Annotated in this window: 21 protein-coding genes; 15 read left to right on the top strand and 6 right to left on the bottom strand. The window is 55.2% G+C overall.

The window, feature by feature from the left end; translation table 11 throughout:
• Positions 1-44 precede the first annotated feature (44 nt).
• From aroF to H8696_RS05400, 6 genes are all read left to right on the top strand, one after another.
• Positions 45-1,073: a 3-deoxy-7-phosphoheptulonate synthase gene (aroF, locus tag H8696_RS05425; RefSeq protein WP_249315617.1), complete on the top strand. Its 1,029-nt coding sequence runs from the start codon at positions 45-47 to the stop codon at positions 1,071-1,073.
• A complete protein-coding gene (gene aroB, locus H8696_RS05420; RefSeq protein ID WP_249315615.1) occupies positions 1,070-2,149 on the top strand; it encodes a 3-dehydroquinate synthase in 1,080 nt (359 codons plus the stop codon). Before aroF ends, aroB begins: the two co-directional genes overlap by 4 nt.
• A complete protein-coding gene (gene aroA, locus H8696_RS05415) occupies positions 2,137-3,384 on the top strand; it encodes a 3-phosphoshikimate 1-carboxyvinyltransferase (protein ID WP_249315613.1) in 1,248 nt (415 codons plus the stop codon). The genes aroB and aroA overlap by 13 nt, the downstream gene beginning before the upstream one ends.
• On the top strand, positions 3,381-4,445 hold the full coding sequence (aroC, locus tag H8696_RS05410; RefSeq protein WP_249315611.1) for a chorismate synthase: 1,065 nt from the start codon (positions 3,381-3,383) through the stop codon (positions 4,443-4,445). The genes aroA and aroC overlap by 4 nt, the downstream gene beginning before the upstream one ends.
• Entirely contained in the window at positions 4,442-5,587 is a 1,146-nt protein-coding gene (pheA, locus tag H8696_RS05405) for a prephenate dehydratase (RefSeq protein ID WP_249315610.1), read from the top strand. Before aroC ends, pheA begins: the two co-directional genes overlap by 4 nt.
• Positions 5,588-5,710: 123 nt before the next feature.
• Positions 5,711-6,667: a polysaccharide deacetylase family protein gene (locus H8696_RS05400; RefSeq protein ID WP_249315606.1), complete on the top strand. Its 957-nt coding sequence runs from the start codon at positions 5,711-5,713 to the stop codon at positions 6,665-6,667.
• 52 nt (positions 6,668-6,719) lie between these two features.
• Here the strand turns inward: H8696_RS05400 and H8696_RS05395 are convergent, their stop codons facing one another.
• Together H8696_RS05395 and H8696_RS05390 are read right to left on the bottom strand one after the other, a co-directional pair.
• Complete coding sequence (locus H8696_RS05395) at positions 6,720-6,848, bottom strand: OadG family protein (RefSeq protein WP_249315591.1); 129 nt, start codon at positions 6,846-6,848, stop codon at positions 6,720-6,722.
• A gap of 16 nt (positions 6,849-6,864) precedes the next feature.
• Positions 6,865-7,926: a sodium ion-translocating decarboxylase subunit beta gene (locus H8696_RS05390; RefSeq protein ID WP_249315987.1), complete on the bottom strand. Its 1,062-nt coding sequence runs from the start codon at positions 7,924-7,926 to the stop codon at positions 6,865-6,867.
• Positions 7,927-8,156: 230 nt separating this feature from the next.
• Here H8696_RS05390 and pyk point away from each other — a divergent pair, with 230 nt between their 5' ends.
• Genes pyk through H8696_RS05365 form a run of 5 tightly spaced genes read left to right on the top strand, consistent with a single transcriptional unit; the run spans position 8,157 to position 14,379 of the window.
• Positions 8,157-9,917 (top strand): pyruvate kinase, encoded by a 1,761-nt coding sequence (pyk, locus tag H8696_RS05385; RefSeq protein ID WP_249315588.1) that lies wholly within the window; start codon positions 8,157-8,159, stop codon positions 9,915-9,917.
• A 54-nt stretch (positions 9,918-9,971) separates the two neighbouring features.
• The gene (locus tag H8696_RS05380; RefSeq protein ID WP_249315586.1) at positions 9,972-11,711 is read left to right on the top strand and encodes a tetratricopeptide repeat protein; all 1,740 of its coding nucleotides are present in this window, start codon (positions 9,972-9,974) and stop codon (positions 11,709-11,711) included.
• The gene (locus H8696_RS05375; RefSeq protein WP_249315583.1) at positions 11,692-12,534 is read left to right on the top strand and encodes a HEAT repeat domain-containing protein; all 843 of its coding nucleotides are present in this window, start codon (positions 11,692-11,694) and stop codon (positions 12,532-12,534) included. Before H8696_RS05380 ends, H8696_RS05375 begins: the two co-directional genes overlap by 20 nt.
• Positions 12,497-13,225, top strand: a complete 729-nt coding sequence (locus tag H8696_RS05370; RefSeq protein WP_249315581.1) for an HD domain-containing protein — start codon at positions 12,497-12,499, stop codon at positions 13,223-13,225. The genes H8696_RS05375 and H8696_RS05370 overlap by 38 nt, the downstream gene beginning before the upstream one ends.
• Positions 13,222-14,379: a THUMP domain-containing class I SAM-dependent RNA methyltransferase gene (locus tag H8696_RS05365; protein ID WP_249315578.1), complete on the top strand. Its 1,158-nt coding sequence runs from the start codon at positions 13,222-13,224 to the stop codon at positions 14,377-14,379. Before H8696_RS05370 ends, H8696_RS05365 begins: the two co-directional genes overlap by 4 nt.
• Positions 14,380-14,408: 29 nt before the next feature.
• Here H8696_RS05365 and H8696_RS05360 read toward each other — a convergent pair whose 3' ends face one another.
• Both H8696_RS05360 and H8696_RS05355 read right to left on the bottom strand, forming a co-directional pair.
• Complete coding sequence (locus H8696_RS05360) at positions 14,409-14,837, bottom strand: RrF2 family transcriptional regulator (protein ID WP_249315576.1); 429 nt, start codon at positions 14,835-14,837, stop codon at positions 14,409-14,411.
• Positions 14,834-15,262, bottom strand: a complete 429-nt coding sequence (locus H8696_RS05355; protein ID WP_249315574.1) for an RrF2 family transcriptional regulator — start codon at positions 15,260-15,262, stop codon at positions 14,834-14,836. The genes H8696_RS05360 and H8696_RS05355 overlap by 4 nt, the downstream gene beginning before the upstream one ends.
• A 140-nt stretch (positions 15,263-15,402) precedes the next feature.
• Here H8696_RS05355 and H8696_RS05350 point away from each other — a divergent pair, with 140 nt between their 5' ends.
• From H8696_RS05350 to H8696_RS05335, 4 genes are all read left to right on the top strand, one after another.
• Entirely contained in the window at positions 15,403-16,683 is a 1,281-nt protein-coding gene (locus tag H8696_RS05350) for an O-acetylhomoserine aminocarboxypropyltransferase/cysteine synthase family protein (protein ID WP_249315572.1), read from the top strand.
• Positions 16,684-16,685: 2 nt separating this feature from the next.
• The gene (gene cysK, locus H8696_RS05345) at positions 16,686-17,612 is read left to right on the top strand and encodes a cysteine synthase A (protein WP_249315570.1); all 927 of its coding nucleotides are present in this window, start codon (positions 16,686-16,688) and stop codon (positions 17,610-17,612) included.
• Positions 17,613-17,753: 141 nt separating this feature from the next.
• A complete protein-coding gene (locus H8696_RS05340; RefSeq protein ID WP_249315565.1) occupies positions 17,754-18,746 on the top strand; it encodes an aldo/keto reductase in 993 nt (330 codons plus the stop codon).
• Between the two features lie 23 nt (positions 18,747-18,769).
• Positions 18,770-19,897, top strand: coding sequence for a DUF362 domain-containing protein (locus H8696_RS05335; protein WP_249315563.1), 1,128 nt, complete (start codon positions 18,770-18,772; stop codon positions 19,895-19,897).
• 56 nt (positions 19,898-19,953) lie between these two features.
• Here H8696_RS05335 and H8696_RS05330 read toward each other — a convergent pair whose 3' ends face one another.
• Together H8696_RS05330 and H8696_RS05325 are read right to left on the bottom strand one after the other, a co-directional pair.
• The gene (locus H8696_RS05330; RefSeq protein ID WP_249315561.1) at positions 19,954-20,781 is read right to left on the bottom strand and encodes an ABC transporter permease; all 828 of its coding nucleotides are present in this window, start codon (positions 20,779-20,781) and stop codon (positions 19,954-19,956) included.
• Positions 20,771-21,547: an ABC transporter ATP-binding protein gene (locus H8696_RS05325; RefSeq protein WP_249315559.1), complete on the bottom strand. Its 777-nt coding sequence runs from the start codon at positions 21,545-21,547 to the stop codon at positions 20,771-20,773. The genes H8696_RS05330 and H8696_RS05325 overlap by 11 nt, the downstream gene beginning before the upstream one ends.
• Positions 21,548-21,610 lie beyond the last annotated feature (63 nt).

Genomic DNA, 21,610 nt, shown 5'->3' with positions numbered 1-21,610 from the left:
CTCTCGGAGCCTTCCTTTTTTGTTTGGAAAGGAGCAGTAAAAAAATGGTTGTTATTGTGCGTCAAGGAGCTGAGGAGGCCAAGATACAAAAACTGACCCAGGACCTGGAGAACCTGGGAGTATCGGTGCAGCGCATCGATGGGAGTGATACCACCATTCTCGGACTGGTGGGGGATACTTCCGCCATCAATCCCGCGCAGATTGAAATGAACGATATCGTGGAGCGGATCACCCGAGTTCAGGAACCCTATAAGAAGGCCAACCGCAAGTTTCATCCCGACGATTCCATCCTTGAGATTGCGGGCAATATGGTTGGAGGCAAGGAGCTGACCATCATCGCGGGTCCCTGCTCGGTGGAGAGTGAGGAGCAGATTCTGAACGTTGCCCGGGAGGTCCAGGCCGCGGGAGCGACCTTCCTTCGCGGCGGTGCTTTCAAGCCCCGTACTTCGCCCTACGCTTTCCAGGGCATGGGACTGGAAGGCCTTGATCTTCTCAAGATAGCGAAAAGAAAGACGGGGCTTCCCATCGTAACGGAAATCATGGATGTGGCCTATCTCGACCGCTTTATCGAGGATGTGGATATCATCCAGGTGGGCGCACGGAACATGCAAAACTTTGCCCTGCTGAAGCAGCTCTCTCACTGCAACAAGGCAGTGATGATCAAGCGAGGACTCTCCTCCACCCTGGAAGAGCTGCTGATGGCGGCGGAATACGTGATGGCCGGGGGAAACAACCGGGTGATCCTGTGCGAGAGAGGCATTCGTACCTTTGAAACGGCCACCCGGAATACCTTGGACCTTTCCGCCGTTCCCATGCTGAAGAAGATGACCCATCTCCCTGTGATCATCGATCCTTCCCACGCCACCGGCCAATGGTGGATGGTCGAGCCCATGGCCAAGGCCGCTGTGGCCGCGGGAGCCGACGGCATTATGGTGGAGGTGCACCCCAACCCGCCTGCGGCTTTGTGCGACGGCGCTCAGTCCATCACCCCGGAGAAATTCACTGAACTTATGCGCAAGGTGGATGCCATCGCCCGGATCGAAGGCAGAAGCATAAGGGGGAAGGCCCAATGAAACTGGAGGTCAGGCTTCCCCAAAGAGGCTACGCGATTCATCTGAAAAAGGGCATCCTGGATGGTGTGGGCGAACTGCTCCGCCAAACCTTTCAGGGTCCCAAAGTGCTCATCGCAACGGACAGCAACGTTGCGCCGCTCTATGGTGAGCGGGTGCGTAACTCTCTGGAAAGGGCGGGTTATGCCACTCAAACCTTTGTGTTTGCCGCGGGCGAGGCCTCCAAGAACATGAATACGCTGATGGATGTGTATGGAGTGCTGGCGGACGGCCATTTCACCCGAAGCGATGCTGTGCTGGCCCTGGGCGGCGGCGTGGTGGGAGACTTGAGCGGTCTTGCCGCGGCCACCTATCTGCGTGGGATCAGGTTTTATCAGGTGCCCACCACGCTGCTTGCTCAAATTGACAGCAGCGTGGGCGGCAAAGTGGCGGTGGACCTGCCTCAGGGCAAGAACCTAGTGGGCAATTTCTACCAACCGGGTGCGGTGTTCATTGATCCCGATACCCTCTCCACCCTCCCCGAGGCGGAGGTGCTGGGCGGTTTCGGGGAGGCTGTAAAGCACGGCGCCATCATGGACGAAAACTACTTTGCCCGGATGGAGGGCTACCAAACGATAGCGGACCTCCTTAAGGACAGTGAAAAGCTCATTGAAGGCAGCCTCAGGGTAAAGATCGGCATGGTGGAACAGGATGAACGGGACACCGGCGCCCGGATGGCGCTTAATTTTGGGCATACGCTGGGACATGCTTTGGAAGCGGCCACCGGTTTTGACCGATACATCCACGGCATCGCCGTGGCCTGGGGGATGGCCGCCGTGGCGCGGGGAAGCGTGGCCATGGGCTGGATGAAGGCGGAGGATGCCCGGCGCCTGAACGCCCTGCTGGAGCGCTTCCATATGATCCCGGAGGTGAATCTTTCCCTTGATGATCTGATGGGAAAGGCTGCTTCGGATAAGAAGAACTTTGGCGGCACACTCACGCTGGTGGTGGTGCCGGAGCTGGGGAAACACGAATTTAAGCGGTTGAGCCTCGAGGAGCTTCGCCGCTTTACAAAGGAGGCTCTGCCATGGATATCCTAGCAGGCAATACGAAATGGCGGGGGCGGGTGAACCTGCCCACCTCCAAAAGCGTGGCTCACCGCCACATCCTGTGCGGTGCCCTTTCCAAGGGAGAAACGCGGCTGGCCCACTGCCCCCAAAGCGAGGACGTAAGAGCAAGCCTCCGGGCGGCGGAGGCGCTGGGTGCAAAGGTGGCGTGGGACGGGGATACGGTGACGGTCACTGGCGGCGACCCCCCCAAGGAGGGCGCCTTCCACTGCGGCGAGTCCGGTTCCACGCTGCGATTCATGATGCCCGTTGCGGCGGCGCTGGGCGGCAAGTGGTGCATCAATGGTCAGGGGAGGCTGCTGCAGCGGCCGCAAAGGGCGCTGACCGATCTGCTGGCGTCCAAGGGTGTAAGTATTGAGCTCCATGACGCCTATCTGATGATGGAGGGCGGCCTGGAACCCGGTGAGTATGTGATCGACGCTTCCGAAAGCTCCCAATACGTGTCCGGCCTGCTTATGGCCTTGAGTATGCTGCCGGGGCCTTCGAGGGTCATTGCCAAGAACCTATCCTCCCGGCCCTATGTGAATATCACGCTGGATGCATTGGCACGGCATGGGGCTTACATCCGCAATGAGAATGACTGCTTCTACGTTCCGGGATTTGGGCTGCACAAAGCATCCATTGAGGTGGAGGGCGATTTTTCTCAGGCGGCCTTTTTTCTGACAGCGGATATGCTGGGAGCTGAAGTGTACATGCATGGCCTCCGGAAGGAATCGGCCCAGGGAGACGCAGCCATTTTGAGTATCCTGGAAAGGGCGGGTGGCGTCAATGAGGGCGGCGTCGCCATGTATGCCAGGGAGCTTAAAAGCTTCACCCTGAACGCATCGGATGTGCCCGACCTGGTGCCCGTTTTGGCGGTTCTTGGCTGCCTGGTGCCCGGTGTATCCAAGATCACCCATGCGGGCCGGCTTAGAGGCAAGGAATGCGACCGGCTGGCAGCCATGACCGATACCCTTTCAAGATTGGGCGGACACATCATGGAAACGCCCGACGGCCTTGTCATGGAGGGTCAGGAGGAGCTGGAGGGCGGCATCAAGGTCCACGCCTGGAACGATCATCGGGTGGCCATGGCCTTGGCTGTTGCGGCGCTTAAATGCAGGAAACCCATCGTGATTGAGGGCGCGGAATGCGTGAAGAAATCCTATCCTAACTTCTGGAACGATCTCAATCATCTGGGTGCGGACATACGATTGGAGGAGCGTCAATGAACACATGGGGACAGAACGTGCGTTTATCCATTTTCGGCGAATCCCATGGACCGGGTTTAGGCGTGGTGATCGATGGCCTGCCCGCAGGCTTTCGGCCCGACTGGACAATGGTGAAAGGGGAGATGGCCCGCCGGGCGCCGGGCGGCGAACTGGCGACGGAGCGCCAGGAGGGGGATGAGATCGAACTCATCTCCGGCGTTTTGGAGGGCACACTGACAGGCGCACCGCTTTGTGGACTGATCCGGAACAAGGATATGCGTTCCCAGGATTACAGCGATATGCCCTTCCGGCCCAGCCATGCCGATTATGCCGCTTTCCACAAGTTCCATGGCTTCAACGATCCCCGGGGCGGCGGTCATTTTTCCGGCAGAATCACAGCGGGCCTCACCTTTGCAGGGGCTCTGGCAAAGCAGCTTCTCGCCCAAAAGGGGATTGAGATCGGCGCGCAGATCACCGCCATCGGGCGGACTTTGGCTCCGCCCGTCACGCCGGATCAGCTGGGAGAAAGACTTGCGGAGCTGAGAAGCATGCGTCTGCCCTGCCTGAACGAGCAAAAAGCAAATGCCATGGCGGAAGAGATCCTTGCCGCAAAGAGGGCTGGGGATTCGGTGGGAGGACGGGTGGAAGCTTTCGCACTGGGTCTGCCCGTAGGCCTGGGCGAACCCTTCTTCGATTCGGTGGAGAGTGTGCTGTCCCATCTGTTCTATGCCATTCCCGCCGTCAAGGGCGTGGTTTTTGGCGATGGACTGGAAATGGGGCTCATGCGGGGTTCGGATGCCAACGACGCCATGAGCGGCGGCGAAAGGGTGAAAATTTTAAGCAACCATAACGGCGGTGTGACCGGTGGGCTGACCAACGGCGCCCCTCTTCGGGTGACGCTGTTTATGAAACCCACGCCCACCATTGGCCGGGAACAGCAAACGGTGAACGCTAAGGGAGAGAGCGTGGTCATGCGGGGCAGGGGCAGGCATGATCCCTGCGTGGTTCCGCGGGCTGTGCCAGTCATTGAGGCGGCTATGGCCCTTGGCTTACTGGATTTAATGGGGAGGTATGAAGGGTGAAGAAGCTGGAAGACGTACGGGTGGCCATTGACCAGGTGGACGAGGAGCTCGTCCGGCTCTTTGAGAAGCGGATGAAGCTGGCTGAAGATGTGGTGGAGATCAAGACCGCGGAGAATCTTCCCATTTTTGATGGCGCCCGAGAGAACAAGGTGGTGGAACGGGCTGTGGATCGGCTGGGGAATCCCGGCAACGCGGGGGCTATCCGCTCCTTCTATCACCTTTTGATGACCATGAGCAAAGCCCGGCAGCGTGAGATCATGTACAATCAAAATGAGGATTGGCTGACCCGGCTGATTGAGAACGCGGAGCCGCTCAAGCAAGGACCCGTGTCGGTGATTTATCAGGGGGTTTCCGGCGCCTATTCCTATGAGGCGGCACTTCAGACCTTTGGGGATCGGGCCAAGCTTGAAAATGTGGAAACCTTTGAGAATGTTTTTCAGAAGATTCAAAAGGGAGAGGCGGATTACGGTGTGCTGCCCATTGAAAACTCGATCATGGGCGGCGTGGCCGAGGTGCAGGATCACTTGAGAAGCTATGGCTGTTTCATCGTTGGGGAGACGGAGGTGTCCGTACACCACTGTTTGGCGGCGGTTCCTGGAACCAGACTGGAGGATGTCCGGGAGGTCCGCTCCCATCCCCAGGCGCTTGGGCAGTGCCGTGAATATCTGCAGGCCCGCCATATGCAGGGAATTACCTGGATCAATACGGCAGTGGCCGGGGAATCGGTGGCTGGGGAAGACCGGAAGGATCTTGCGGCGCTGTGTTCCAGTACGGCGGCGAATCTCCATGGCCTTGAGATTTTGGAGGAGAATGTCGAGGACAAGAAGAACAACCGGACCCGTTTTATTATTGTAGCCGCCCAAATGGCGTTCCAGGAAGATTTTAACAAGACTTCCATTCTATTTTCTACCGAACATCGAAGCGGAGCTCTTTTGGAGGCGCTGTCCGCCTTTGCTGTGGAGGATCTCAATTTGCTTCGCATTGAATCCAGACCCACCGGTCATAAGGGCTGGGATTATTGGTTTTTCGTCGATTTTGCAGGCAATGTGAAGCATCCGGCCGTTCAAAAGGCCATGCGTCAGCTTGCGGCGGAGGCCTCCTACTTTGAAGTCTTGGGCTGCTACAAGGCGGCGGGGAAATAAGTCCAAACCTTCCAAAAAGTTTGCAACTTTTTTGCACAATTTGTCGTCAATCAAGTGGATTAAATAAGAATTCATTGTTATAATGAACACAGACAAATATACAAAAGAAAAGGGGCAGACAAATTGAGAAGGCTTTCCTACGAACACCGCAAGAAAAGAAGGATGATCGTCACGGCGTGCTGCATTGTGTTGGTTGTGGCTTTGGTGGTAGGTACCTGCACGATACTCTTCGCGAATGGCGGCGAACGGGCCGCTTTCAGCCAGCAGACCCCGCAGCCCGCGCCAATTTTTACTTTGGAACCCACGCCTGAAGCGGTGCTCACACCTTCTCCGGTGGTGGAAACGCCTACGCCCTCCAATCCCGCAACACCGGAGGGGGAGACGGCTACGCCTGCGCCCTCCCAGGCGGCAGACGGGGAGGTTGCTCATTTCAGCGGCGCTATGCGGCTGCCCATCCCGGATGCGGACGGAACCAAGGTTGCCTATATCACCTTTGATGATGGTCCTTCCACCAAAACGCCGGAACTGTTGGATATTTTGGACCGCTATGGCGTGAAGGCGACGTTCTTCATGGTGGGCACCATGATCGATGACTATCCGAACCAGGCCAAAGCAATATATGAACGGGGACATGCTCTTGGACTGCACAGCTATACCCACAAATACAAGCAGCTGGATTCCCTGGACAAGTTCCTGGCTGAAATGGAGAAGACCAATGAGTCCTTGCGCAAGGCTACAGGAGATGAGTCCCTCAACGTAAAAGTCATACGCTTTCCGGGCGGCTCCATGGGCAAATATAACGGAGTTGCCAAGAAGAATTACCACCAGGGAGTACTGGACGCGGGCTACGAATTCTATGATTGGAATTCTTTAAACGGGGACGCGGAACCTGATGCCAAGACCAAATCGGTGGAGGATATGAAGCAGGAATTCATCAATACCATCGGCGGCAATCAGGAGCTGGTGATCTTGATGCATGATCTGGATAACAAGGGCAAAACACGGGAGATGCTGCCTTGGATGATCGAGTATCTGAAGGAAAAGGGCTTCGAATTTCGAACGCTGCCTGAACCTCAATAAGTCTATAAAAATGCGGATGAACTTTAGTTCATCCGCATTTTTTATTGCTTTCTTATTCCTTTTTGCCGTCCTTGGGAGGCATAAGCTTCATCATTAACGTGATCACAATATAGAATAAAGTCAACACGACGAATACGCCAGCCACACCGATTCCCATGACCCGCAAAGCTTCACCAATCATAATGCTTAACCTCCTTTTATCCCAGTAGTGCCAGCACCATGGCACCGGCAATGATGGACCCCACCTGGCCGGCCACGTTTGCACCAATGGCAGGCATCAAAATGAAGTTGGACGGATCCTCCTTCTGCGCCATCTTTTGAATGATTCTGGCGGACATGGGGAAAGCGGAAATGCCGCATGCACCGATCATGGGATTGACCTTCTGCTTGAGGAAAAGGTTGACCAGCTTGGCGAACAGCACGCCGCCCGCCGTATCGATGATGAAGGCAAATAGTCCAATGGCCAGGATGAGCGCCGTGTTCCAGGTGAGGAACGCTTCGCCGCCCATGGTGGAGCCAATGGTGATTCCAAGCAGCAGGGTTACGATGTTGGACAATTCATTTTGCGCCGCCTGAGACAGACGATTCAATACGCCGCACTCGCGGATGAGATTACCAAACATCAAAGCACCGATCAGCGAAGTGGATTCAGGAGCAATGATACCGGCAATCAGGGTGACCACAATGGGGAAAATAATTTTAACCTTTTTAGAAACAGCACCCTCGCTGACGAGATAGGAATCCATCCGAATCTGCCGCTCCTTTTTGCTGGTCAAAAGGCGAATGACCGGCGGCTGAATGATGGGCACCAAAGCCATATAGGAGTAAGCCGCCACGGTGATGGGCCCAATGTAGTCCGGTGCGAACAGATTACCCACGTAAATGGAGGTCGGACCGTCTGCAGCGCCGATGATGCCGATAGCCGCCGCTTCCCTAAGATCAAAAGCGCCGGTGGAAGCCGCCAGCAGCATAGCCACAAAGATGCCAAGCTGAGCCGCCGCACCGAAAAAGAGCATCACAGGCTTTTTCAGCATGGGCGTGAAGTCGATCATGGCACCGATGCCAATGAAGATGAGGATGGGGAAAAGCTCCGTTGCGATACCCGCGTTGTAGAGCACCGTTAGGAATCCGCCGTCGCCTACGGCGGAGGACAGGGGGATGTTTGCGAGAATTGCGCCGAACCCAATGGGCAGCAGCAGCATGGGTTCATAGTCTTTGCGAATGGCCAGATAGATCAGAATAAATCCGATCAGGATCATGACGCCGTTCTGCCAGGTGAAATTATTGACACCTTCCAGAATCGCTTCCCAAAAATCCAATTCACATCTCTCCTTAGAATTTGTAGTAATTTCCCAAAATATTATAACCTGACCGGCCCCTTTTGTATAGGGATTTTACCGAAAGATAACATAGGAACGGAGACATTTCATTTTCCGGGCCGTGCGTACTGTGTTATAATAAGCTGAATTCAAATAATGGGGTGATGGCGATGAGACGGACGAAGATCGTATGTACTTTGGGACCAAGCACCAATACGTTGGAAAAGATTGAGGAACTCATACGGGAGGGCATGAATGTGGCCCGGCTCAATATGTCCCATGGCGATTACCCGGAGCATAAAAAACGCATCGATTGGGTGAAGGAGGTCAGGGCCAAGCTGGGCGTGCCCGTGGCGCTCATGCTGGACACAAAGGGCCCGGAGATTCGGCTGGGCAGTTTTAAAAATCATCAGATACAGTTGATTGAGGGACAGCAATTTACACTCACCATCCGTGAGGTGGAGGGGGATGAGACCCAGGTTTCCGTATCCCACAAGGGATTGGTGGATGATGTTTCAGTGGGCGTCAAAATCCTATTGGATGATGGTCTGGTGGGGCTTGAGGTACAGGAGATAAAAGGGACGGATATCCTGTGCAGGGTGCTGAACGGCGGTTCCGTCGGCGATCATAAAGGGGTCAATGTACCCGGCGCCCATATTTCCCTTCCGGCAGTCACGGAAAAGGATGTGGCCGATATCCGCTTCGGCGTGGAGATGGACGTGGATTACATCGCCGCCTCCTTTGTGCGCAGGGCTTCCGATGTGATGGAAATTCGAAAGATTTTGGAGGATGCGGGCAATACGTCCATTCAGATCATTTCCAAGATTGAAAACCAGCAGGGCGTATCCAATGTGGATGAGATTTTGCGGGTGTCCGACGGCCTGATGGTGGCTCGCGGCGATCTCGGCGTAGAAATTCCCAACGAAGAGGTCCCGGTGCTGCAGAAGGTTCTGATTCGGCGCTGCAATGCGGCGGGCAAACCGGTCATCACCGCCACCCAGATGCTGGATTCCATGATCCGAAATCCCCGGCCCACCCGGGCGGAAACGGGGGATGTGGCGAACGCCGTGCTGGACGGCACCGATGCCGTGATGCTATCCGGTGAGACGGCAGCGGGCAAGTATCCCATTGAGGCGCTTAAAACCATGGCCAAGATTGCGGGCCGGGTGGAACGGGCGCTGACCATGGTGCCGAGGGAAACGGTCAAGTGCGAAAAACGGGATACCTTCTCCGTTACCAACGCGGTGAGCCACGCCTGCTACTCCATTGCCATGGATCTTCGGGCTGCGGCCATCATTACGCCCACCCGGTCCGGCTCAACGGCGCGGCGGGTGTCCAAGTACCGGCCCATGCCCTGTCAGCTGATCGCAACCACCAACGATGAGCATGTCTATCATCAGCTTGCCCTCATCTGGGGCGTTCATCCCTTTTTAACCCAGCTCTGGCCGGATATCGATGAGATGATCGACTATTCGGTGAAGGCAGCTTCGGAGCGAAGCCTGGTTAAAAACGGAGATGTGGTGGTGATTACCGCCGGTGTGCCGGTGGGCGTTTCCGGAACCACCAATTTGCTTAAAGTGCATGTGGTGGGGGATGTCCTGGTTCGCGGAAGAGGCGTGGGAAACAAGACGGCTTTTGGTCGGGTATGCGTGGTGCGCAACGAGGAGGATGCCAAGAAGAAATTCCTGGCCGGCGATGTCTTGGTGACGCCCATGACCGATAACTCCCTTTTGCCCTATATTAAGAAGGCGTCGGCTATCGTGGTGCAGGGCGGTGATCTTTTGAGCCATGCGGCTGTGGTGGGTCTGGCACTGGATATTCCGGTAATTCTGGATGCAGAGAACGCATGTTCTGTTTTAAAGGATGGAATTCACATCACCATTGACCCCAGCACCGGTTTCATCTATAATGGCGAGACAAAGACCGCGTGATTTGAAGCGAAGAGGGAAACCTAGACATAAAATATTCAACATTTAGGAGTGAAGATGGCCAAAAACCGATATGTAAAACAAAACGTGGTGCCCTTTGAACAAAAGGCGGTGCTCTTCCATCGGAAGGGCACTCGGCATTTGCAGCAGCACAATCTTATGGAAGCGCTGCATTTTTACCGAAAGGCCGCGGAAAAAGATCCCGAGAATTCGGAATATTTGCTGGACTTGGCCCAGGTCTATTCGGAAATGGGCTATTTTCAGCAGTCCAATGACATCTTGTTTGATATGATTCAGCGGAAAAAGGGTGTGACCTCCGAGTGCTACTATGGCCTTGGCTGCAATTTTATCGGCATGGAGGACTATCCTAGAGCCCAGGAAAGCTTTGAAAAGTATCTGGAAATGGATGAGGACGGTGAATATGCCCTGGAAGTGGAGGATTTCTTGGAGCTGCTCTACTCAAAGAACCTCTATGTGGATAGCGACGGCATGCCCGTGGACGGGAAAACGGGCAGGCTTTACCGTATGGCGGGCAGGGCCAAAGCCCTGCTTGACCAGGGCGAATTCAAGAAAGCGATTCGGCTTTTCAAGGCAATTTTGGAGCAGGATGACAGCATGGTGTTTGTCCACAACAACCTCTCGCTGGCCTATCATTGCATGGGCAGGAAGGAGAAAGCCTTCGAAGAGGTTTATAAAGCGCTCCGTTTGGACCCCAAGAATGTGCACGCTTTATGCAATCTGGCGCTGTATCAACACAAAGCCGGCAAGCCGGAAGCACGGGATAAAGCGTTGGAATATCTGATGGAGCTGATTCGGGATGGAGACGAGGGGCTTTATAAGGCGGCGGTGACCCTGTGCGAAATGGAACTGCACGAGCTTGCCCGGCCCATATTGATTCGGCTGGTTCAGCAGATGCCCTACGACAAGCGGGTACTCCACTACATGGCGGCCTGCTATTTCCATCTGGGCGAATATGACAAGGCGCTGCATTACTGGCAGCGTGTGGAACGGCTGGATCCCCACAACACGGTGGCCTCCTACTACATGGAGACCGCACGGGCGGTAATTCACGGCGAACTGGACCCTTCAAAAACCGAGGTCAGCTATTATTTCCAGGTCCCCTATGTGGAGATTATCCGGCGCATTCATCATCTGAATCAATACGTCAAGGAGGGCAGGGAGCGGCTGGCGGAGCGATGGCAGGATCCGGCTTTCCGGGCGCTTCTATGGTGGGGACTTGATATCAACGACGATGCCATTAAAAAGGCGGTGCTGCTGCTTATTGCCGAGATTGGCGATGGAGAAGCGCAGAGAATGCTGAGAAGCTTTATTCTCCGTAAGGATGAGAGTGACGAGGTGAAGCGGGAAGTTTTTGCCCTGCTCAAGATGACCGGTGCTCCCGAACCCTATATCACCTATGTGGACGGCAACATCATGGAGGTTCAGGTGAGCGTGGTGGAGGGGGATGACGCCGAGAAGGCGGGGGAGTTTGACGACGAGGTTTTGAAGCTGACGCTGGCCAGAATGAAGGACCGGTATGCGCAGGGCTATGCCGAAAAGGTGGAGGACTTGTGGCAGCGCTATTTGGAGCGGGCCGGCCGGGATTTCTCCCCATTAGCCCGTCTGGAGGGCTGGGCGGCAAGCCTTGAGTACTGCTACTGCAGGCAGATGGACATGATCATTACCAAAAGGACGCTGGCCGCGATCTATGATACCACGGCCCCGACCATTGATCTGTACGCCGCCGAGATGCTGAACGTACTGGAGGGAGGCAAACATGCGGGCAATCGACTTTGAAGGCAATTTTCAGCAGTATGTGGAAAAGTGGGTCGCTGAAAATGAGGACAACTATGAATCGCTGGAGGCGATGGAAAGCGCAATGCCAGATCTTTATGAGACCTGGCTGGAAACGCCCGCCGACTGGCTCCATGGAGAAAAACCCAGTGAATATTTCGCACAGCTTTCCGATGCCCGGGCCGCAGTGGCATTGATTCGTGAGTACTATGAAAAGGGGATGTCGGTGCCCGATCTTTTGCTGGACCGGCTGGTGGATTTAAGGGATGAGGCAGCGCTCTACGAATGGTTTCTTGAGGCCTACGGCGCGGAGCGGAAGCTGGCGGTATCCCTCATGACGGAGCTGGAGGCGAAGCGTCCCGTGCCCGATTATATTGAAATGCTGCTGGACGGCGATGAGGACGAGCTCAAGATAGCTGCCGAGGCGTTGGAATCTCTGGGGGAGAGCGTGAAGGAAGAACTCCTTGCGGCGCTGCCTGAAGCGGGCGCGGAAGCGCGGGTGGCGCTTACCAACCTTCTTGCGGGCATGGGGCAGGACGAGCGGATCTACGAATGGCTCATCCGCATGTTTGAGGAGCGGGAGGATTTACGGCATCTTTATGCGGCGGCACTGGCCAAATATGGGGATCCGCGGGCCCTTGAGGTTTTGCAGGAGGCTCTTAAAAAGACGGAAGGCTATATTGTCTACACCGAGCTAAAAAATGCCATCGAAGCTCTGGGCGGAGAGGTGGAAGGCACGCGGAATTTTGACGGGGACGCCGATTATGAATTTTTAAAGGGGGAAGAACATGGCGAGGGGAATCACCCTGGAGGACGTGAAGAATAACGAGAAGATCCGCACGCTCATTGAGTGGGCGAACCATGTGATGGCCTGTAAGGGGTACACGGAACATGGCCTTCGCCATGTGGGATTTGTCAGCAAGACGGCGGCGGCCATTCTAAAACGATTGGGCTACCCCGACCGAACGGTGGAGCTTGCCGCCATCTGCGGATGGGTGCATGATGTGGGAAACTGCATCAACCGGCAGGGTCATGGGATTTCAGGGGCCAATCTTCTGGCGCCCATTCTGATGGAGATGGGATTTCCCATGGAGGAAGTGTGCATGCTCATCTCCGCCGTGGGAAATCATGAGGAGCAGAACGGCACCATCGTCAGCGTAATTTCGGCGGCGGTGGTGATTGCGGACAAGGTGGATGCCCACCGCACCCGGGTGCGGCGCAAGACGCAGATCAAGGGCATTCATGAGCGGGTGAACTATGCCATTTTGCACAACCGCCTTATTGTGGACAGCGAGTCCCGGATCATTCGCTATGAGGTGGAGATGGATGATTCCAGTTCAGCCATGGATTTCATGAATATCTATATTACCCGCATGAAGATGTGCGAGGAGTCGGCCCATTATCTTGGGTGCACCTTCCAGCTGGTCATGAACGGCGCCACGCTGAACAATCAACACAGTCTGCAGGAGGACGCCAAGGTGGTGGCAGAGGACAACCGGGGAAGGGATGAGGAATGAAGATGAAGCTGGCCGCCACGGCGGCCTTTGGATTGGAAGGTCTGGTGGGCAGGGAACTGAAGAGCCTGGGCATGGAAAATGTGGAGGCACAAAATGCCCGGGTCTATTTTGAGGGCGGACCACTGGAGATCGCCCGAAGCAATCTGTTTCTGCGCTGTTCCGACCGGGTGTACATGGTGCTGGCAGAGTTCCCGGCTGTAACCTTTCAGGAGCTTTTTGAGGGCGTTGACGCCATCCCGTGGGAGGATTTCATACCCCGGGACGGCAGGGTGCATATGACGGGCAAATGTGTTAAATCCACCCTCATGAGCGTGCCGGACTGCCAGTCCATTGCGAAAAAAGCGGTGGTGGAACGGCTTAAAAAGCGTTATCACCTGAACTGGATGCCTGAGGACGGGCCGGTGTTCCGGGTGGAAATCTCCGTGCTGAAGGACAGGGTCAGTGTGCTCATGGATACGTCGGGTGATGGCCTCCATAAGCGGGGATACCGCATCCTGACGGGGGAAGCCCCGATCCGGGAAACGTTGGCGGCGGCTTTGGTAAAGCTTTCCCGCTGGCATCCCGACCGTCCGCTCATGGATCCCATGTGCGGCACGGGCACCATTCCGGTGGAGGCGGCGCTCATCGGTAAAAATATTGCCCCTGGCCTTATGCGCACCTTTGCGGGAGAAGCCTGGCCATTTTTGGGCGCGGAGTGCTGGGCAAGGGCACGGGAGGAGGCCAGGGACGCTTTAAATCCAGAGCAAAAGCTGACCATTGTTGGCACCGATATCGATGAAAAGGCCTTGTCCATGGCACGGTATCATGCCAAAAAGGCGGGCGTGGGAGAAATCCATTTTCAGCGCATGGAGCTTTCCGAAGTGACCACTCAAAAGCAGTACGGCTTTATGGTGACCAATCCGCCCTATGGGAAGCGGCTGGGGGAGGAGAAGGCGGTGGTGAGCCTCTATCATACTCTTCGCCGGGTGATGAACGACAAACTGCCCACCTGGGGACTTGGCGTATTCACCGCCTTCCCAGATTTTGAGCGGATCTATGGCAAGCGTGCGGACTTCCGGCGCAAGCTTTACAATGGCAAGCTCGAATGCCAGTTTTATCAGTACAAAGGGGTGCGTCCCCCTTGGCTTCAAAAAGTTTTGGATGAAAGCCGGTAGGATACATTCCATAAATCATGGGCGCCAGCCTAAAGACTGGCGCCCATGATTTTTTGTTTGCGACCGTAATCGTCCATCATATCCTGGATGGTGATGCTTTGCAGCAAAGCTTGAAGAATACCGTCCATGGGGTCCCAGACCTGCTCCTTAAGGAACCGTTGGTAAAGGGTATCGGTACAACTGCCGCCGGTGACGGAGAGGTCCCCCTCCAGCACCGTCAATAGGCGGTAGAGGGTCAGCTGAGCGGGTTCCATGTTCAGCAGATAACCGCCCTTGAGACCGGCGGCACTCTTGACGATGCCGCCCTTCCTGAGGGCGCTGAATACGAGTTCCAAATAGTCGAGGGAGAGATCCTGCCGGTCCGCAATTTCTGCTAAAGATACGTAATGCTCCCCGCCCTGAAGGGCGAGATCGATGACGGCACGAAGGCCGTATCTGCCTTTGGTGGACATTTTCATCCGTTTTGCCCCCCTTCATACGCTGCCCGGAGAGTTGCGAGCGTGATGCTGTCCATGTGATCATTCAAAGCCTTGGCCATCCGAATCCAAAGGGCGCGGGTCACACAGCGGTCCCGGATCCTGCTGCGGCATTGGGAGAGATCCGTTACGCAGACCACCGGCACAACATGAGTCTCGATAGCGCGCACGATCTGTCCCACAGTGATTTCCTCCGGCAGGGCGGCAAGAATAAAACCGCCGCGGCTGCCCCGAACAGCGCGAAGAATTCCCTTCCTTCGGAGAATTAAAAAAATCTGCTCCAGGTATTTGGCGGAAAGGCTCGTGGCTCTAGCAATGTCGGCAATGCTGACAGGCTGTTCTTTGGCATTTAGCGCCATATAAAACAGAGCCTCCACGGCATATCGGCTTTTGGTGGATAGCTTCATCGGGCAACCTCCTTACTGCACTCATCATACGCTGAAAAAAACATTTCTGCAATAGCGTAGAATTCCGATTGACATAGTAGTATTTGATTGCTATAATCGCTACAAGATTAATAGGAATTTGTGGAAAGGTGATGACAATCATGCGGTTTGAAACTCAGCAGCTTCATGCGGGACAAAGCATCGATCCGGTCACGCGTTCGAGGGCAGTGCCCATCTACCAAACCTCCTCCTACGTTTTTGAAAACACGGAAAACGCGGAGAATCTCTTTGGGCTCAAGGAAAGCGGGAACATTTATTCGCGGATTATGAACCCCACCACCGACGTTTTTGAAAAGCGCATGGCGGCGCTGGAGGGTGGTGTGGGCGCCCTGGCCACGGCTTCGGGCGCGGCCGCCATCACCTACGCTTTGCTTAATATTGCCCAAGCAGGAGACGAGATCGTTGCGGCATCCACCCTCTATGGCGGGACCTACAACCTTTTTGGAGCCACCCTGCCGAGACTGGGCATTCATACCCGCTTTGTGGATCCCGATGATTTGGGGGCGTTCCGAAGGGCCGTCACCGGAAAAACCCGGGCAGTATATATAGAGTCCCTGGGTAATCCGGGCATCAATATCATTGATTTTGAGAAGGTGGCGCGGATCGCTCATGAGGCCGGTGTTCCCCTCATTGTGGACAATACTTTCGGCACGCCCTACCTTATCCGGCCCTTTGAATTTGGCGCCGATATCGTGGTGCATTCCGCTACCAAATTCATTGGCGGACATGGCACCTCCATAGGCGGCGTCATTGTGGACGGCGGACGATTTGATTGGGCGAACGGCAGATTTCCCGGTCTTACCGAGCCGGATTCCAGCTATCATGGTATTCGCTATGTAAAGGATGCCGGGGCGGCGGCGTACATTACCAAGGCGCGGGTCCAGCTGCTTCGGGATACGGGGGCATGCCTGAGCCCTTTCAACGCATTTTTGTTTCTTCAAGGGCTGGAAAGCCTTTCGCTGCGGGTGGAACGTCATGTGTCGAACGCAACGGCTGTGGCTGCGTATCTTGAAAGGCATCCCAAGGTGGCCTGGGTTAACTATCCCGGCCTGCCCGGACATAAATATTATGGCCTGGCGGCAAAATACTTTCCGAGAGGTACGGGTTCCATATTCACCTTTGGCGTGAAGGGCGGCGAAACCGCCGCCAGGCGCTTCATCGATCATTTAAAGCTGTTTTCCAACCTGGCCAACGTGGCGGATGCGAAATCCCTGGTTATTCACCCCGCATCCACCACCCATCAGCAGCTGTCATCTGAGGAAAAAGCGGCTGCCGGGGTGAAGCCGGACCAAATTCGGCTGTCGGTGGGGCTGGAACATGTGGATGATCTGATCGAAGACTTGGAGAACGCCTTTCAAAGTCTGAATAAAGGAGATGTTTAGCCATGAAAATCGCAAAAAGCTTACCGGAATTGATCGGCAATACGCCCCTTTTGGAGCTTTCCAATTATGCGGCTAAAGAACAGCTGAATGGCAGCGTGGTCGTGAAAATTGAAGCTTTTAATCCCCTTTCCTCGGTGAAGGACAGGGTGGGTTATGCGCTCATTCGGGATGGAGAGGAGAAAGGAATCCTGAAACCCGGTTCAGTGATCATTGAACCCACCAGCGGAAACACGGGTATTGGGCTTGCGTTTGTGGCGGCTTCCCGGGGATATCGGCTGATCATCGTGATGCCGGATACTATGAGTGCGGAGCGGCGCGGCCTGCTCAAAGCTTTGGGTGCAGAGCTGGTCCTAACCGAGGGAGCTCTGGGCATGAAGGGTGCCATCCAAAAGGCGGAGACGCTTGCCAAGGAGCTGCCGGACGCCTATATTCCCGGTCAGTTCATAAATGCGGCCAACCCGAAAATACACCGGGAGACCACGGCGGAAGAGATCTGGCGGGACACGGAAGGCAAAGTGGATATCTTCGTGGCCGGCGTGGGAACCGGCGGAACGGTCACCGGGGTGGGCGAAGGCCTGAAAGCGAAGAATCCGGAGGTGAAGATCGTGGCCGTGGAGCCGGCCGATTCGCCCGTGCTGAGTGAGGGCAAGGCAGGACCCCACAAAATTCAAGGCATCGGGGCAGGGTTTGTGCCGGATATTTTGAACACCTCCGTGATCGATGAAATTCTTACCGTGGAAAACGATGGGGCCTTCGCGGCCGCCCGGGCGGTCGCACGAACGGAGGGGCTCTTGGTGGGTATCTCCTCGGGTGCGGCAATTCATGCGGCGTCAGTTTTGGCGCGGCGGCCGGAGAATAAGGGGAAGCTGATTGTTGCACTGCTTCCGGACACGGGAGAGCGATATCTGTCGGTGGGACTGTACGATTGATTTTTTAAAAGGCGGAGCTTTAAGCTCCGCTTTTTTGTTTGCCCATGGAAATTTAGAATTGAATGTTGTATAGTTAAAATAAGTGAAAAAGAAATTGACTTGGAGTAAACTCAAGGTTTTAGAATGAGGAGGTAGATCAGAATGTATGTTGCGGATTCGACGCGGTACGAGGGAATGGTGTACAATTATTCGGGCAGAAGCGGGCTCAGGCTTCCCGCCGTATCGCTGGGATTATGGCACAATTTTGGAACCTATGACAACTTTGGCAATATGAAAGCCATGTGCCGCACAGCCTTTGATCATGGAATCACCCACTTTGACCTGGCCAACAACTATGGCCCGGAACCGGGCAGCGCTGAAGAAAACTTCGGCCGGATTCTAGCCGATGATTTCCGGAGTTACCGGGATCAGCTTGTGATCAGCACCAAGGCGGGCTACACCATGTGGGAGGGTCCCTATGGGGACTGGGGCAGCCGGAAATATCTTCTGGCCAGTTTGGACCAAAGCCTGAAACGGATGAAGCTGGACTATGTGGATATCTTCTATCACCACCGCATGGACCCGAATACGCCTCTTGAGGAAAGCATGATGGCGCTGGATACAGCCGTGAAAAGCGGCAGAGCTCTCTATGCGGGTATCTCAAACTATGATCGGGAGACCACCCGGCGGGCCATGGAGATTTTGAAGGATCTAAGGTGTCCTTTCATCATCAACCAAAGCCGTTATTCCATCTTTGACCGGCATATCGAGCAGGACGGGCTCAAGCATTTTGCGGCGGAGCACGGCTGCGGCATCATCGCTTTCAGCCCATTAGCCCAGGGACTTTTGACGGATAAATACCTGGGAGGCATTCCGGAGGACAGCCGGGTGAAGAAAGGCGGGGCTTTGAAGGCCAGTGCCATAACCAAGGAAAAGCTTGCCCAGATTGCGGCGCTCAATCAAGTTGCGGCGGAGCGGGGTCAGACCTTGGCTCAGATGGCCCTGTCCTGGGTGCTGCGGGACGGTGAAGTGACCAGCGTACTCATCGGTGCATCCAAACCGGAACAGATTCTTGAAAATATCGGCATTGTACACAAAACTGAATTTACATCGGAGGAGATTCAATCCATAGACCGGATCTGCGGCCTGGATTGATCCAAGAAGTAGGAGGAATGGCTATGGAAAAAGCGAAGGTCTATTTTACGGATTTGCGTGCCCTGCCGGGCACGAACCTGCTGAAGAAGCTGGAAAAGCTCACGCGCCGGGCAGGCATTGAGAACATCGATTTTGAGGAAAAACTGGTGGCCATCAAAGTGCACTTCGGAGAGCCGGGCAATCTGTCCTTCATTCGCCCGAACTATGCCAAAGTGGTGGCGGATGTGGTGAAGTCCCTGGGCGGCAAGCCTTTTTTGACGGACTGCAACACTTTGTATGTGGGCCGCCGCAAGAATGCCATCGACCATATTGACGCCGCTTATGAAAACGGCTTTACGCCTTTTTCCACAGGCTGCCAGGTCATCATAGGGGACGGACTCAAGGGTACCGATGATGTGGAGGTTCCGGTAGAAGGCGGCGAACTGGTAAAGACGGCAAAGATCGGAAAAGCAATCATGGATGCCGATGTTTTCATCAGCCTCAGTCACTTCAAGGGACACGAATGCACGGGCTTTGGCGGATGCCTTAAAAACGTGGGCATGGGCTGCGGCAGCCGGGCCGGCAAGATGGAGCAGCACAATTCGGGCAAACCTTCGGTGGACCCCGAGATCTGCCGGGGCTGTAAAATCTGTGCGAAAAACTGCGCCCATGGCGCCATCAGTTTTGATGATGCGGTCCGCGCTCACATCGATCATGAGCGCTGCGTGGGCTGCGGCCGGTGCCTGGGCTCCTGCAACTTCAATGCGGTTTACAACGACAACTCCAGCGCCTTTGACGATCTGAACAAGAAGATCGCTGAATACAGCAAGGCGGTGCTGGATGGGCGGCCTCAGTTCCACATCAATCTGGTGATGGATATCTCGCCCTACTGCGACTGCCATGGGGAGAACGACGTACCGATCCTGCCCGATGTGGGCATGTTCGCAAGCTTTGATCCGGTGGCGCTTGATCAGGCATGTGTAGACGCCTGCAATGCACAGCCGCCCATGCCGGGCAGCCTTCTGGATGAGAACATGCATGCCAAGGGCTTTCACGATCAGCACGATCATTTCAGCAATACCACGCCGGAAACCCATTGGGAATCCTGCCTGGAACATGGTGAAAAGATCGGTCTTGGCACCCGGAAATACGAACTCATCACCGTTCGCTGACAAAGTTAAAAAGGGACACTTCTTTTTGAAGTGTCCCTTATTTATTTATTGTGGGATTACAATTTGCCCTGCTTGATGACATGCCGCTCCAAAAGGGCGATGCCCTCGTACATGAGTGCTGCGGCAATGGAGAGAATGACAATGCTGGTCATCACAAGATCCAGCTTGAATACCTGGCTGCCATAAACGATGAGGTAGCCAAGGCCGGCCTTGGAAACCAGGTATTCGCCCACGATTACGCCCACCCAGGACATGCCGATGTTGATCTTGAGCGAGGATATGAGGGAGGGGACGCTGGCGGGCAGAATCACCTTGCGGAGAATCTGGTACTTGGTGGCGCCAAAGGTTTTGAGCAGCAGTACCTTTTCCTTGCTGACCTCAAGAAAGCCGTTCAGCATACCCATGACCGTCACGATGAGGGAGATGAGCAGAGTCATGGTGATGATGGCGGAGGTTCCCGCACCGATCCAAACGATGAGGATAGGCCCGAGGGCGATCTTGGGCAGGCTGTTCAGGACCACGAGATAGGGGTCCAAAATCCGGCTCAGGGTGTCCGACCACCAAAGGGCGATGGCGAGCCCGAGCCCAAGGACCGTGCCCAGCACAAAGCCCACAATGGTCTCATACAGCGTGATGCCAATGTGGGTAAGCAGCGTTCCCTCGCTCCACAGGCTTTGCAGCGTTCCCAGAATTCGGGAAGGGGAGCTGATGATGAAAGGGTCGATCCAATTGAGGCTCGCCGCAAGCTCCCAAAGGGCCAAGAGGGCGATAAGAATGCCCCAGCGGGCTACGGAAATCAAGCGTTTTCTGCGGAGCACGCCGTTCAAAAATGCCTGGTGCTCCTTGCTGTAGGCCTTTTTCTCTAAGGCTGGATTAAGCGACATGAACGTCCAGCTCCTTCCATATTTGATTGAAGTACTCCTTGAACTCCGGGGCCTTCCGCCGCTCGATGGGGCTTTCGCTGGAAGCGGTCAGACGGATGTCGTAGATCTCCTTGAGCCGTGCGGGACGCTTGCTCAAGACCACCACCCGATCGGCCATGGAAATAGCTTCGGAGATGTCGTGGGTGACCAGTACGGCAGTCTTTTTCTCATTGCGGATGATGCCGCTGATCTCGTCGGACACGGCCAGGCGGGTCTGGTAATCAAGGGCGGAGAAGGCTTCATCAAGAAGCAGAATGGAAGGATTGATGGCCAAGGTGCGGATGAGCGCCACCCGCTGGCGCATACCGCCGGAAAGCTGGTGGGGATAGTGGTCCGCAAATTCTGCTAAACCGTAAGTATCCAGCAATCGTTCCGCCTTATCGATGTTCTCCGGCGTCAGTTTCTTTTGGACCTCCAGACCTAAAAGAACGTTCTGCCGAATGGTGCGCCACCCAAACAGATGATCCTTCTGCAGCATATAGCCCACATCGGACGTGGGGCATTCCACCTCACGGCCCAGCACCTTCACCGATCCGTTGGAGGGTTTTAGAAGCCCCGCGGCCATGGATAAAAGCGTGCTTTTGCCGCAGCCGGAAGGTCCTACGATGCTCACAAATTCGCCGTCATGAACATCGAAGGAGACCCGGTCCACGGCATGGGTCTCACCGCTCAATGTATGATATATCATCGAAATATTCTGGAATTCAACCAGAGGTTTTTCGTGCATGCCGATAGCCTCCTTATCAAGAGTTTCAGGCCGTTTGGCGGCCCATACAACATACTATTCAGA

It is taken from the genome of Gehongia tenuis (assembly GCF_014384795.1).
In the GTDB taxonomy this organism is placed as follows: Bacteria; Bacillota; Clostridia; order Christensenellales; family NSJ-53; genus Gehongia; species Gehongia tenuis.
Note: the sequence above shows the minus strand (reverse complement) of the source record. Positions and strands in the feature narration are given on the sequence as shown.